This window comes from Herbidospora sp. RD11066 (assembly GCF_054661255.1).
In genome coordinates, this window is the sequence record NZ_BAAGDO010000004.1 from 161589 (window position 1) to 175087 (window position 13499).

General features: G+C 71.4%; 13 protein-coding genes. 9 read left to right on the top strand and 4 right to left on the bottom strand.

All coding sequences use genetic code 11. The features are described 5' to 3' along the window. Nucleotides 1-34 precede the first annotated feature (34 nt). Together ACYQ78_RS17570 and cofD are read right to left on the bottom strand one after the other, a co-directional pair. Complete coding sequence (locus ACYQ78_RS17570) at nt 35-1312, bottom strand: coenzyme F420-0:L-glutamate ligase (RefSeq protein ID WP_459801921.1); 1278 nt, start codon at nt 1310-1312, stop codon at nt 35-37. Continuing rightward, nucleotides 1309-2247 (bottom strand): 2-phospho-L-lactate transferase, encoded by a 939-nt coding sequence (cofD, locus tag ACYQ78_RS17575; protein WP_459801922.1) that lies wholly within the window; start codon nt 2245-2247, stop codon nt 1309-1311. The genes ACYQ78_RS17570 and cofD overlap by 4 nt, the downstream gene beginning before the upstream one ends. Nucleotides 2248-2364: 117 nt before the next feature. Here cofD and ACYQ78_RS17580 point away from each other — a divergent pair, with 117 nt between their 5' ends. From ACYQ78_RS17580 to ACYQ78_RS17595, 4 genes are all read left to right on the top strand, one after another. After that, nucleotides 2365-3873 carry a hypothetical protein gene (locus ACYQ78_RS17580; RefSeq protein ID WP_459801923.1) on the top strand — a complete coding sequence of 503 codons (1509 nt, stop codon included), beginning with the start codon at nt 2365-2367 and terminating at the stop codon, nt 3871-3873. Between the two features lie 188 nt (nt 3874-4061). After that, nucleotides 4062-4319 (top strand): WhiB family transcriptional regulator, encoded by a 258-nt coding sequence (locus tag ACYQ78_RS17585; RefSeq protein ID WP_030451269.1) that lies wholly within the window; start codon nt 4062-4064, stop codon nt 4317-4319. A 124-nt stretch (nt 4320-4443) separates the two neighbouring features. Then, a complete protein-coding gene (locus ACYQ78_RS17590) occupies nt 4444-7218 on the top strand; it encodes a glycosyltransferase (protein WP_459801924.1) in 2775 nt (924 codons plus the stop codon). Further along, nucleotides 7215-8633: a DUF5719 family protein gene (locus tag ACYQ78_RS17595; protein ID WP_459801925.1), complete on the top strand. Its 1419-nt coding sequence runs from the start codon at nt 7215-7217 to the stop codon at nt 8631-8633. The genes ACYQ78_RS17590 and ACYQ78_RS17595 overlap by 4 nt, the downstream gene beginning before the upstream one ends. Here the strand turns inward: ACYQ78_RS17595 and ACYQ78_RS17600 are convergent. Beyond that, complete coding sequence (locus tag ACYQ78_RS17600; RefSeq protein ID WP_459801926.1) at nt 8621-9046, bottom strand: metallopeptidase family protein; 426 nt, start codon at nt 9044-9046, stop codon at nt 8621-8623. The two genes, ACYQ78_RS17595 and ACYQ78_RS17600, sit on opposite strands and share 13 nt — an antisense overlap. A 114-nt stretch (nt 9047-9160) precedes the next feature. Here ACYQ78_RS17600 and ACYQ78_RS17605 point away from each other — a divergent pair, with 114 nt between their 5' ends. Genes ACYQ78_RS17605 through ACYQ78_RS17625 form a run of 5 tightly spaced genes read left to right on the top strand, consistent with a single transcriptional unit; the run spans nt 9161 to nt 13180 of the window. Then, a complete protein-coding gene (locus ACYQ78_RS17605; protein WP_030451265.1) occupies nt 9161-9517 on the top strand; it encodes a DUF3499 domain-containing protein in 357 nt (118 codons plus the stop codon). A 56-nt stretch (nt 9518-9573) separates the two neighbouring features. Then, nucleotides 9574-10926, top strand: a complete 1353-nt coding sequence (locus tag ACYQ78_RS17610; protein WP_459801927.1) for a phosphomannomutase/phosphoglucomutase — start codon at nt 9574-9576, stop codon at nt 10924-10926. Continuing rightward, nucleotides 10923-11090 carry a Trm112 family protein gene (locus tag ACYQ78_RS17615; RefSeq protein WP_083958892.1) on the top strand — a complete coding sequence of 56 codons (168 nt, stop codon included), beginning with the start codon at nt 10923-10925 and terminating at the stop codon, nt 11088-11090. The genes ACYQ78_RS17610 and ACYQ78_RS17615 overlap by 4 nt, the downstream gene beginning before the upstream one ends. Beyond that, a complete protein-coding gene (locus tag ACYQ78_RS17620; protein ID WP_459801928.1) occupies nt 11087-12196 on the top strand; it encodes an SIS domain-containing protein in 1110 nt (369 codons plus the stop codon). The genes ACYQ78_RS17615 and ACYQ78_RS17620 overlap by 4 nt, the downstream gene beginning before the upstream one ends. A 45-nt stretch (nt 12197-12241) precedes the next feature. After that, nucleotides 12242-13180: a cation diffusion facilitator family transporter gene (locus ACYQ78_RS17625; protein ID WP_459801929.1), complete on the top strand. Its 939-nt coding sequence runs from the start codon at nt 12242-12244 to the stop codon at nt 13178-13180. On the opposite strand, the gene ACYQ78_RS17630 is transcribed toward ACYQ78_RS17625, so the two are convergent. Next, nucleotides 13157-13489 carry a MerR family DNA-binding transcriptional regulator gene (locus tag ACYQ78_RS17630; RefSeq protein ID WP_459801930.1) on the bottom strand — a complete coding sequence of 111 codons (333 nt, stop codon included), beginning with the start codon at nt 13487-13489 and terminating at the stop codon, nt 13157-13159. The genes ACYQ78_RS17625 and ACYQ78_RS17630 overlap by 24 nt on opposite strands. Between the last annotated feature and the right edge of the window lie 10 nt (nt 13490-13499).

Below are 13499 nucleotides of genomic sequence, written 5' to 3' on the forward strand. Positions count from 1 at the left end.
GATAACGATCACCTATACAGATGACGTATATGCGCTATCGGGTGACGTAGAAGTCCTCTGCCGACCTCGGCGCCCGGTCCCGAGGCGGCTCGGCCGCGTGGCCGATGGCGACCGCGCCCATCGGGTCCCAGGTGTCCGGCAGGCCGAGCACCTCGCGCACCACCGGGCGGCAGAACATCGTGGACGACACCCACGCCGACCCCAGCCCCTCGACCGCCAGCTGCACCAGGAAGTTCTGCACCCCGGCGCCCGTCGCGACCACGAACATCTCCCGCTCCGACGCGTTGCGCCGGTCGTCGCGGTAGGTGTGCGAGCCGTCCATGACCAGGCAGGGCACCGCCAGATAGGGCGCGTCGCGCAGCACGTCGCCCCGCCTGATCCGCTTGGCGATCGACTCCTCGGTGAACCCGTCGCCGCGCAGGTCGGCGATCCACGCCTCGCGCATCGCGTCGACCAGCTCCCGCCGAGCGGAGGCGGTCTCCAGGAGGACGAACCGCCACGGCGTCGTGTGGTGCGGCGCGGGCGCCGCGATGGCCGCCGCGACCGCGCGCCGGACCGCCTCGCCGTCGACCGCCGCGTCGGAGAACCGGCGGATGGTCCGCCGCGCGAACACCACGTCGGCTGAGCCGTAGCGGAACATGTCCTGGTCGGCGGGGCGGATCAGCGCCGCACCCCCGGGCCCGTCGTCGTCGCTCACCAGATGCCCGAGACCGGTCACCACGGCCACCGGCACGCCGGAGAGCTTCCCCTTCACCAGCTCGGCCGCCGCCGCGATCTCGTCGATCAGCGCGGTCACGGTCGCGTTCAGCGGGTTGCCGTAGGTGTCGGTCGTCCCGCGCAGGTCTTCGAGCGGCTGGACACCCGAGGCCCCCAGCGCGACATCGGTCAGGCCGTGCCGCCAGGGTCGTCCGAACGTGTCGGAGACGATCACGCCGACGCGCACCCCTGCGACCTCGAAGAGCCGCCGCCGGATCGCCGAGGCCGACGCGTCGGGGTCCTCCGGCAGGAGCAGAACGGTCCCGGGCGCGGTGTTGGACGCGTCCACCCCGGCCGCCGCCATCACGAACCCGTGCCGCGTCTGCGAGATCACCGTGTCACCCCGCCGCGCCACCACCCGGGCGGTCTCGGCCGCGATGGCCGCCGCCCGGTCGTCGCCGCGCACCACCCGTCCCTCGGCCTTGCTGACGATCTTCGACGTCACCACGACCACATCGCCGTCGGCCAGCCCCGGTGCCGCCTTCGCGATCAGAGTGGCGATGTCGTCGCCATAGCCGACCTCGGGCAATCCGGGAACCCCGCCAATGGTGATCACGCCGCCACCTTCTTCGCGAGTTCCAGCGCCGCCGCCGCCAGGTCGCGCGTCGCCTCCGGGGAGGACATCAGCAGCGGCCGGGCCTCCACCGCCACCCCGTCGAGGGAGGTCGCGGCGTCCTCCTCGGCCACCAGCCAGCCGTCGAGCAGTTCGGCGCCGTACAGCTCCAGCACGCCCTGGGCCGACGTCTCCACGCCGATCGCCGTCAGGCAGGCGTCGGCCATGCCGCGCACCGGCGCGCCGCCGATGATGGGCGACACGCCGACCACGGTCTTCGCCGTCACAGCCGCGCGGATGCCGGGGATCTGCAGGATCGTCCCGATGCTCACCACCGGGTTGGACGGCGGCAGGATCACCACGTCGGCCGCGTCGATGGCCTCCAGCACGCCGGGCGCGGGGGAGGACGAATCGACGCCGAGCAGGGCGAACTCCTGGGCCGGCTCCGAGGCGCGCATGCGTACCCACCACTCCTGGAAGTGGACCGCCCGCCGGGCGTGCTCCTCGCCGACCACCACGTGGGTCTCCACCTGGTCGTCGGTCATCGGGATCAGCCGGACCCCGGGCTGCCAGCGGTGGCACAACGCTTCGGTCACGGCCGACAGGGGATAGCCCGCCGCGAGCATCTGGGAGCGCACGATGTGGGTGGCGAAGTCGCGGTCGCCGAGGCCGAACCACTGGGGTTCCATGCCGTAGGCGGCCAGCTCCTCCTTCACGGTGAACGTTTCAGCGGCGCGGCCCCAGCCCTGCTCCTCGTTGATGCCGCCACCCAGCGTGTACATGACGGTGTCGAGGTCGGGGCATACTCGGAGGCCGAAAAGCGTGATGTCGTCGCCGGTGTTGCCGATGACGGTGACGTCGGATTCCGGAGCCGCCGCCTTGAGGCCGCGGAGGAACCGGGCGCCGCCGATTCCGCCCGCCAGGGACACGATGCGCATGCCTGACAGTCTGGCATTCCTTGTGAAACGTGAGATTGATGGGTCGCCGGGCATCCATGTCAGGCATATGCAAAACTCAGTTCCCATAAGCCGCATGAAATCCTGGGGGTAACTGTGGTGAAGCTTGACCCGGCGAGGCTGCGTGAGCCCGCCGCGTGGCTGCTCATGGCGGCCGCGGCGGCGACCGTTCTGGTGGCGGTCTTCCGGCTCTTCTTCAGCGGGTCGTCGTCGTCCGGCGGGACCATCGAGTTCGGCATGCGCGCGATCACGGGGCTGACCACGCTCACCTCCCCGGTCAACACCGCCCTCGCGGTCGGTGCGGTTCTCCTCTGTACGAAACTGGGTGCCCCCACCCCCAAGAGCCGCCTCATCACCATGGGCGCCGCCGGCACCCTCGCCCTGGCCGTGCTCGTCGGCGCGATCAGCCTGCTCGGCGTGCTCTTCAACGGCCTCGGGTTCGGCGACAAGCTCCGCTACCTGTTGCCCGGCATCCCCACCTTCGCGCTCGCCGGCCTGGCGCTGGTCTTCCTGCTGACGATGGTGTCCCCGGCGGCGGCGGCGGGCGCGGCCCGGCCGAAGAAGTCGCGGCGGCTCTCCTCCGTCCCCGCCGTCATCCCGTTCCCCCAGACGGGCGACGCGCACGCCGCACCGGACTATCAGGACTATCCGGTCGAGCAGGACTACTCGTCCTACCCGCAGGGCCCCGTCTTCGACCAGAACGGCTACGCTGGCCAGCAGGTGGCCGAGGAGCCCCCGCTGGAGCCGGTCAAGCCGCAGCCCGAGCGCTACTCCTACCCCGAGCCGGTCTACAACGACGACGACGCCCCGGCCGCCTGGGACTCCTCGCCGTTCTCCGGTTTCTCGGGCCCGCAGTACGCCCGCCAGGCCTACGAAGCCCCCGCCCTCGAAGAGGCGGCGCCCCGCCGCGCCCGCCCGGCCATCGAGACGCCCTTCGACAGCTCGGTCCGCGAGGTCGCCTTCGGAAGCCAGGAACGCGAGTCGGGCTACGAGGCCCCGGCGCGTGAAAAGGCCTACGAAGCCCCGGCCCGCGAGGTGACCCCGATCCGTGAGACGGCCTACGAAACCCCGGCCAGGGAAAGTTCCGTCCGCGACTCGGTCTACGACACCCCCGCCTACGAGCCCCCGGTCCGCGAGGCCACTTATGAAAGTTCCGGCCGTGATTCGGTCTACGGAACACCGGCCCGCGAAACCACCTATGAGGGCACCCGCCGCGACTCGAGCTATGACGGCACCTACGCCCCGCCGCCGCCCCCCGTCTACGGCGCTCCCTACGAGCCCGGCTACGAGGGCGACATAAGGGAGCAGCAGCTCGCGCAGGCCTACCAGCAGGCGCAGAGCTACCAGCAGCAGCCGCCCGCCTACCGCCAGAGCAACCCCTTCGGCTACTCGCAGGCAGGGCCCCCGGCCCAGCCGCCGGTCCAGCCGCAGCGCTACCAGGGCGACCCGCTGAGCGACCCGCTGCTCCCCGAAGACCTGATCGACCCGATCGACCCGGTCGCGATCTACCGCCCGGCAAAGTCCGGGGAAGGTCTTCCTGTCGATCCGGCATCGACGGATTCGGACGTCACCGCCCGTTGGTACAGTCCGGACCGCCGGGATCGCTGACTCTGTCAGGGCCAGACAAGCCCTGCCCTTTCCCCCGGTATCCCCATGGCGCTTGACGGGGCACGACTTACACGCGTGTAATTACAGCCATGTTGTTACGCCTTCTCCGAGGTGGGTAAGGGGAGGGCGTCCATAGGGGGGCACCAACTTTCGGGGTTGGTGACGGGCGGGCGACAGGGAGGTGTGCCGTGACCGAGCTGGTCATCGCACAGGCGCTCGACGGTGAAGATCTGGGTTGGCAGGAGCGGGCATTGTGCGCTCAGACCGACCCGGAGGCGTTCTTTCCAGAAAAGGGCGGCTCCACCCGAGAGGCGAAGAAGGTGTGCCGCGCGTGTGAAGTGCGCGCGGAGTGCCTGGAGTACGCATTGGAACACGACGAACGATTCGGCATCTGGGGTGGGCTGTCGGAGCGCGAGCGCCGACGCATGAAGCGCCAGGCCGTCTAACCGATAAGCGCAACCGACAGGCGGAGGTCACAGTTGTGACCTCCGCCTGTCATTTGGGTCAGGGGCCAGGTCGGCGTGCCGTAGTGTTGGCGCGCAAAAGCCGCAGATACCCCCAAGGATCCCCGTGCACTCGGTCACCGCGATCGTGGTCGCCCATGATGGTTCCCGTTGGCTGAAGGACACCCTCCGGGCGGTGCTGGCGCAGACCCGGCCGATCGACCGGGGTGTCGGGGTCGACAACGGCAGCCGCGACGGCAGCGGTGGCCTGCTGGGTGAGGCGTTCGGCAAGCACAGCGTGGTCCACATGCCGCGCAGCACCGGCTTCGCCGAGGCGGTCGACGAGGTCGTCCGGCGACTACCGACGACGCCCGGTGAGACCGAGTGGCTGTGGGTGATCCACGACGACTGCGCCCCCGACACCCGGGCGCTGGAAATCCTGCTGCACGCCGCCGACGAGTATCCCGAGACCGGCATCCTCGGTCCGAAACTGCGCGACTGGCTCGACCGGAAGCTGCTGCTGGAGGTCGGGGTCACCGTCGCCCGCTCGGGCCGCCGGGAGACCGGGCTGGAGGCCCGCGAATACGACCAGGGCCAGCACGACGCCGAACCTCGCGGGGTGCGCGACGTCCTGGCGGTGTCGACGGCCGGGATGCTGATCCGCCGCGACGTCTGGGACGAGGTCGGCGGGCTCGACCCCCGGCTTCCCCTCTTCCGCGACGACCTCGACTTCTGCTGGCGGGCCCGTGCCGCCGGGCACCGGGTGCTCGCGGTGACCGGCGCGGTGGCCTGGCACGCCGAGGCGTCGTCCAAACGACGGCGCCGGATCGCGGCCAGCGACGACCACCCCCGGCGGCTGGCCCGGCGCTATTCGCTGTTCGTGATGATGGCGAACCTGCCGTTCTGGACGATGCTGTGGTCGCTGTTCCGCAACACGATCGGCTCGCTGATCCGGACGTTCCTGTTCCTGGTCGCCAAACAGCCCGCCCACGCCGTCGACGAACTCGCCGCCATCAGCTCGCTGCTGCTGCATCCCCTGCGGCTGCGCCGGGCGAGAAAGGCGCGGAAAGCCAGCCGGGCCGGATACGCCCTGGTCAAACCCATGTTCAGCCCGCCGAGCCTGGCGTTCCGGCGGGCCTGGGAGATGGTGCAGAACCAGCTCGCGGGTGGCGGGCCGATGGATTCGGCCGGGCGGCACCACGCCGTCCAGCTGCCCGGCGCCGAAGAGGGCGACGAGCTGCTCAACGACGACGACGGGTTCCTGCGGCGGGCCTTCGCCAGTCCGGGGGTGCGGCTGTTCGTGCTGCTCACTGCGGTCGCCCTGGTGGCCGAACGCGACCTGCTGTCCGGCGGGATGCTGGGCGGCGGCGCGCTGGTGCCGGTCGCGGGCGGCGCGTCCGACCTGTGGGCGCTCTACACCGGTGAGTGGGCGCCGCCCTACGTCGCGGTGCTGGCGGTGCTGTCGACGATCGCCTTCGGCAAGACCTGGCTGGCGGTGTCGATACTGCTGCTGGGCTGCGTACCGCTGTCGGGGCTGAGCGCCTACCTCGCGACCAGGAGTTTCGTCGGCTACCGGCCCGCGCGGGTGTGGCTGGCGGCGACGTACGCGCTGCTTCCGGTGGCGACCGGCGTGGTGGCGTCCGGGCGGATCGGCTCGGCGGTGGTGTTCATCCTGCTGCCGGTCTACGCCTCGCTCGCCACGAAGGTGCTGGCCGACACCCACAAACCGGCCCGGCGCGCGGCCTGGGGGCTCGGCCTGCTGCTGGCCGTCGGAACCGCCTTCGCCCCGATCCTGTACGTGTTCGTCGCCGTCCTCGGCCTGCTCGCCGCCGTGTCGTTCGGGGGAGTGCGCCGAGGAGTGGGCGGGAACCTGCTCATCTCACTGGGCGTCCCGCTGATCCTGCTCGGGCCCTGGCTGGCCACGATCGTCGAAGACCCGGTCCGCATCCTGCGGGAGGCCGGGCTGCCGATGACGTCGGCCCCGACGCTGGCGCCCGAGGCGCTGCTCACCCTGAACCCCGGCGGGCCCGGCTCGCCGCCGATCTGGGTCACCGCCGGGCTGCTCGCGGTCGCGCTGGGAGCGCTGCTGCTGCGCCGCCACCAGTTCATCGTGGCGGTCGGGTGGGGCGTGGCGATCGTCGGCGTGCTGGCCGCGACCGTGGTCAGCCGCCTGTCGACCTGGCCCGGGGTGCCGCTGGCGTTCGCCGCGACCGGGCTGCTGGTGTCGACCGCGCTGGCCGCCCACCGGGTCGCCGAGTTCCGCAAGGCCGGCGGGCTGCGGCGGGTCGGCGCGGCGCTGATCGTGCTGGTCGCCTTCGCCACCCCGGTCGCCGCCGCCACCCTGTGGATCATGGACAGAGCCGACCAGCCGCTCCGCCGCGACGTGCGCTCGCCGCTCCCGGCCATCGCCGCGGCCTACTCCAAACCCGGCGAGGGGACGCTCCTCATCCGCACCGCCGACACCGGTCTCAGCTACACGGTCCTGCACGGACGCACCCCCGTCATCGGCGAGTCCGAGCGGGCCGCCTACGGCTCCGAGTTCACCGACGCGGTGGCCGGGCTGGCCTCCGGGCGCGGCGGCACCGACGCCACGAGGCTGGCCGCCCGGGGGATCGCGTTCGTCAGCGTGCCCGGCCCCATCGACCCGTCGATCCGGCGGGCCCTCGACTCCGACCCGGCCGTCGCCCGGGTCACCCTCACGGACCGGGCCGGACTCTGGCGGATGACCGGCACGGTCACCCCCGCCCCCGAGCCGACCGCTGACAGCTGGCACCGCTACTGGCTGTACGGTCAGGGCGCCCTCGTCGTGATCGTGCTCATCCTGTCGGCGCCCGGGGCGCGTCCGGCCGAGCCCGAGACCCACGAGGAGATCCCGGCCGAACGGGAGCGGGTGGCGGTGTGAGACGCCTCATCGAGAACCGGTTCGGCATGCTGGCCCTGGTGCTGATCGCGCTGGCCGCCGTCTACGGCGTCGCCTTCGCCACCCGGCCCGCGCCCGTCGCCCCCGTGAAGGCCGAACCGGTGCGGGCGCCCATCGCGGCCGTCTCCACGGTCTGCCCCGACCCCGGCGGCGCCCTGGTCACCGCCGTCACCCCGCCGAACGCGAGCGGCTCCGGCGAGACGGTCATCGAGGCCGGCGACGAGCCCTTCACCATGGACGAACCCGGCAAGCTCTGGCAGAAGACCATGCCCTCCGGCACCGACCCGATCCGGGTGCACGCCACCGGCGCGATGGCCACCGGCCTGGAGGCCGCCCAGACCAGGCGCGCCCTGTCGGGCGAGACCAGGGGCCTGGCGGGGGTGCGCTGCGTCGATCCCGGCGCCGCCGCCTGGTTCATCGGGCCGGGCCCGGCCGCGGGCGACCTCAAGCTCCACCTGGCCAACGTCGAGTCGGCCCCGGCCGCCGTGGCGCTGGTCGTCTACTCGGGCGAGGGCCAGGTCATCGCCGACCGGGCCAGCGGCCTGCTCCTCAAGCCGGGCGAGCACCGCGTCGTCGACCTGAAGAAGGTCGCGCCGTCGCCGCTGGTCATGGCGCTGAACGTGTCGACGGGCCGGGGCCGGGTCGCGGCCGCCGTCGAGGCGACCACCCCCGAGGGCGTCGACTGGCTCCCGCAGGCCGTCGAGCCGTCGAAGCGGGTCGTGGTCCCGGGCGTGCCGGGCAGCGCCGGACGCCGCGAGCTCTACGTCGCCGCCCCCGGCGACCAGGACGCCGTCGTCCAGATCAAGGCCGTGCTCAAAGACGGCTCGTACGCCCTGGAGAACCGCGAGGAGGTCGAGGTGCCCGCGGGTTCGGTCGTCACCGTCGACCTGTCGACCGGGGTGACCGGCCAGCCCGCCGCGATCATGGTGACCTCGGAGGTCCCGGTGGTCGCCGGGCTGAAGATCGTCGGCACCGGGACCAGGACCGACGTCGCCTACACCGCCGGGGCGCCCTCGATCGACCTCGGCAGCGTCGTCGCCGACGCCCGCTCCACCAAGGGCGTCACCTCACGGCTGATCCTCAGCGCGCCCGACAAGGCCGCCGAGGTCACCGTGACCCTGCTGCCGCGCGAAGGAGAGGCGCCGCAGCCGATCGAGGTGGCGATCCCGGCACAACGTACAAAAGAGATCATCCTGAAGGGATCGGCCAAGGGCTTCAGCGTGGTCGTCACGCCGAAGGCCGGTTCCGGGCCCGTCTACGGCGGCCGGGTGATCGAGGAGCGCACGTCGAGCGGCCAGCTCGTCACCGCGCAGCCGCTGGCCGTGGCCCGCACCTGGACGCTGGTGCCGAAGGCCGGAGAGGCGCCCTCGGCGGTGCTGCCGCCCTATTCGTCGTAGCCGGGGTCGACCTGCTCGGGCGTCAGCCCCAGCAACGTCGAGACCTGCTCGACGACCACGGTGTGGACCAGGGCGGCCAGGCTCTCGCGGTCGCGGGCGCGCGCCTCCAGCGGGCGCCGGTAGACCACGACCATCGCCGACTCGCCGCGCGCCGCCGGTTCGGCCCGGCCGAACGGGATCGGGTCTGAGGTCAGCCGCGCCGGGCCGTCGATCAGCTCGGCGACCGGCGGCACCTCTTCGACGCCGAAGTCGACGGAGGCGAGCTCCTTGGACCACCGCACGCGCAGCCGGTCGACGGCGTCGAGCACGAGGTCGTCGAACCGCTCGCCACGCGACTTGGCGATCGGCACGTGAGGAGGCGCCAGCGGCCCCCGCATGCCCCGCCCGTGGCGGTCCCGCCGTCGAGGAGTCATCAGATCAGCTTAGAGGTCGGGCCCCTGTGCATGTCGTGTCCGGATTGTGGCGACACGCTCGTTAAGAGGGGCGGGGTGGTGGCAATGTGCGGGCCAACCGGATACGGTCCCTCCGTGAGCCCCGTCCGCAGCTGTTCCCGTACCGCCTGCAGGCAGCCTGCCGTCTTCACACTCACGTACGTTTACGCCGACTCGACCGCGGTTCTTGGCCCCCTGGCGACGTACGTCGAGCCGCACTGCTATGACCTGTGCGCGGAGCACGCAGAGCGGCTCACCGCGCCCCGTGGCTGGGAGGTCGTCCGGCTTCCCTACGAGCCGGGTGCCCCGTCCGGAGACGACCTCGAGGCCCTGGCCAACGCCGTCCGCGAGGCCGCCCGTCCGGCGCCCGCGCCGGGTGAGCCGACCGGGCAGGCCGTCGAGGTCGGCCGCCGTGGTCACCTCCGGGTCCTGAAGTCCAATCGCGACCGCTGAAGGCGCGCGCCCACTAGGCTGCGAATCCTAGGGATCTGCGACATATAGGGGCGGAATTGGGCGACCTCGCCAAGATCTTCAAGGCGTATGACGTACGCGGTGTCGTACCGGATGAGTTCGACGAGGAGATCGCCGAGGCCGTGGGGGCGGCCTTCGCGGAGGTGGTAGGGGCGGATCGCATCGTGATCGCCCATGACATGCGGGAGTCCTCCGGCCCGCTCGCGGCGGCCTTCGCCCGCGGCGCGACCTCCCGGGGCGCCGATGTGATCAACGCCGGACTGGGCTCCACCGACCTGCTCTACTACGCCAGCGGCACCCTGAACCTGCCGGGCGTGATGTTCACCGCCAGCCACAACCCCGCCCAGTACAACGGCATGAAGATGTGCCGGGCCGGGGCGGTTCCCATCGGGTCCGAGACCGGCATGACCGAGATCCGCGACCGCGCGGCCGGGCTGCTCGGGGTGCCGGTGGCCGATCCGACCGGGAGCGTCACCCACCAGGACATGCTCACCGGTTACTCCGACCACCTGAAGTCGCTCGTCGACCTGTCGGCCATCCGGCCGCTGAAGGTCGTCGTCGACGCCGGCAACGGCATGGGCGGCCACACCGTGCCCGAGGTGTTCGCCGGGTTGCCGATCGACCTCGTGCCGCTCTACTTCGAGCTCGACGGCTCGTTCCCCAACCACGAGGCCAACCCGATCGAGCCCGCCAACCTGGTCGACCTACAGAAGGCCGTCCTGGAGCACAGGGCCGACCTGGGCATCGCGTTCGACGGCGACGCCGACCGCTGCTGGGTGATCGACGAGAAGGGCGCCTCGGTCTCCCCGTCGACGATCACCGCGCTGGTGGCCGCCCGCGAGCTGGCCAAGAACCCCGGCGCCACGATCATCCACAACCTGATCACCTCGCGGGGCGTCCCCGAGATCATCAAGGAGAACGGCGGCCTGCCGGTCCGCACCCGCGTCGGCCACTCGTTCATCAAGGCCGAGATGGCCAAGTCGGGCGCCGTCTTCGGCGGCGAACACTCGGCCCACTACTACTTCCGCGACTTCTGGTACGCCGACTCGGGCATGCTGGCCGCCCTCCACGTGCTGGCCGCCCTCGGCGAACAGGACCGCCCGCTGTCGGAGGTGCTGGCCTCCTACGCCCGCTACGCCGCGTCCGGCGAGATCAACAGCACCGTCGCCGACCAGGCCGCCGCGACCGCCAAGGTGCGCGCGCTGTTCGGGTCCCGCGAGGGTGTTACCTTCGATGAGCTGGACGGCCTGACCGTCACCGGTCCGACCTGGTGGTTCAACCTGCGCCCGTCCAACACCGAACCGTTGCTCCGGCTCAACGCCGAGGGCGACGACGAGGTGATCATGGCCGGAGTGCGCGACGACGTTCTGAGAGAGGTTCGAGGGGTTTGAAGATCGACGACTGGCTGCTGGAGATCCTGGCCTGCCCGGCGTGCAAGTCCCCGCTCCGGGCCGAGGCCGACGAGCTGGCCTGCACCTCCGAGAGCTGCGGCCTGGTCTACCCGGTCCGCGACGACATTCCCGTGCTGCTGGTCGACGAGGCTCGGAAGGCATGATCTGGGAGCCTGAGCTGCTCGACGACCAGGGCCACCTGGTCGCGGCCGATCCCTCGGGCATGCTTCCCGCGGTCGCGTCCGCCGCCGCCCAGATCCGCACCGGGCGCCGGCTGGCCGCCGAGGCGGGCGTCGGGGCGGTGGCCGCCGAAGGGCGTCCCCGGGCGATCGTGACGCTCGGCATGGGCGTCAGCGGGGTCGCCGGGGAGATCCTGAAGGCGATCTGCGGCAACGGAGCGCCCATCCCCATCACGACCGCGAGCGGTCACCGGCTGCCCGGCTGGATCGGCGCCAACGACCTGGTGTTCGCCGTGTCCGCCTCCGGGGCCACCGAGGAGACCCTCGGCCTGGCCTGGGAGGCGGCTCGTCGTGGCTGCCGCCTGGTCGGCGTCGGCCGTCCCGGCTCGCCGCTCCAGTCGCTGTGCACGCAGCGCGGGGCGCCGTTCGTCCCGGTCGAGGCCGCCTCCGGCCACGCCAGGGCGGCGCTGTGGGCGCTGACGGTCCCACTCATCGTGGCGGCGTCGTCGCTGGGTCTGGCCGACGTCCCCGAGCCGGTGTACGAATCCACCGCCACCCTGCTCGAAGACATCGCCCACCGGTGCCGTCCGTCGAGCGACACGTTCATCAACCCCGGCAAGACGCTGGCGATGGAGCTGGCCGAGTCGGTGCCGATGGTGTGGGGTTCGTCGGCGCTGCCGATCGTGGCGGCCCACCGGCTGGTCCACCAGCTCTACGAGAACGCCAAATATCCGGCGATCTTCGGTGAGCTGCCCGAGGCGGCCCACAACCAGGTGGCCGCCTTCGACGGCCCGCTCGCCGAGCGGGACATCTTCGCCGACACGCAGGGCCGCCAGCTCCGGCTGTTCGTGCTCCGCGACACCGACGAAGACGAGCGCGAGGCCCGCACCCGCGGCACCACGGTCCGGCTGGCCGAAAACCGTGACGTCCGGGTGTCCGAGCTGATGGCCGAGGGGCGTCACCCGCTTGAACGGCTGGCGACGCTGGTCGGGCTGGCCGATTTCGCGAGCGTCTATCTGGCACTTGGTTATGGAATCGATCCCACTCCGGTGAGCGCGGTCCGGGAGATGAAGGCCAGAATTGCCCATTGATATCCCACTGGGGATCTTCCCGGCCGAAATCCTAGGAGTGTCATCGTGAGCGCCAGTGGCGGAACGAAGGCGATCGTCGCGGCGCTGGTCGCCAACCTGTCGATCGCTGTGGCGAAGTTCGTCGCCTTCCTGTTCACCGGATCGTCGTCCATGATCGCCGAGTCGGTCCACTCCGTGGCCGACTCGGGGAACCAGGCGCTGCTGCTGCTCGGCGGCAAGCGGGCGGCCCGCGAACGCACCGAACAGCACCCCTTCGGCTACGGCCGCGAGCGCTACTTCTACTCGTTCGTGGTGGCGGTCGTGCTGTTCACGATCGGTGCCCTGTTCTCGCTGTACGAAGGCATCCACAAGATCCAGGCGCCCGAAGACCTGAGCTCCCCGCAGTGGGCGTTCGGCGTGCTGATCTTCGCGATCATCGCCGAGTCGTTCTCGTTCCGTACCGCGATCAAGGAGTCGCTGCCGCACAAGGGCAACCTCACCTGGTGGCAGTTCATCCGCCGGTCGAAGTCGCCCGAGCTGCCCGTCATCGTGCTCGAAGACCTGGGCGCCCTGCTCGGCCTGATCTTCGCGCTGTTCGGCGTGACGATGGCCGTGGTCACCGGCGAGGGCATCTGGGACGGCATCGGCACGATCATGATCGGTGTCCTGCTCGGCGCCATCGCGATCATCCTGGCCATCGAGACCAAGTCGCTGCTCATCGGTGAGAGCGCCGGCCCCGAGGTCGACGCCCAGATCCGCGAGGCCCTGGAGAGCGCGCCCGAGGTGACCCGGGTCATCCACATGCGCACCCTCCACGTCGGCCCCGAAGAGCTGCTGGTGGCCGCCAAGATCGCCGTACAGCACGACGACACCGCCGCCGAGGTGGCCCGGGGCATCGACGAGGCCGAGCAGCGCATCCGCGCGGCCGTGCCGATCGCCCGGATCATCTATCTCGAACCGGCCATCGAGGCGTCGACCTCCTCAGCGCCCGCGCAGCAGGCGTAGCGCCTTCTCCTTCTCGAAGTCCAGCGCCCTGCGGGGCGCCTGGATGCGCCCGATCCGTACGCCCAGGTCCCTCACGGCCTGGGCGACGGCGGGTTCCGACAGCGCCCGCAGGGCGAACGCGAGTTCGCCGGGCGAGACGTCGAACCTCTTCTCCAGCTCCATCGCCTGGGTGACGGCGGCGAGCTCCTCCTCGCCGAACCGGCGATGGGACCCCAGGTCACGGATGTGCGGGAGCAGCCCGAGGGCCTCCCGATATCGCAGCATTCTGGGCGACATGCCGAGCTTCGCCGCGGCCTCAGTGATGCGCATGAACCTATTC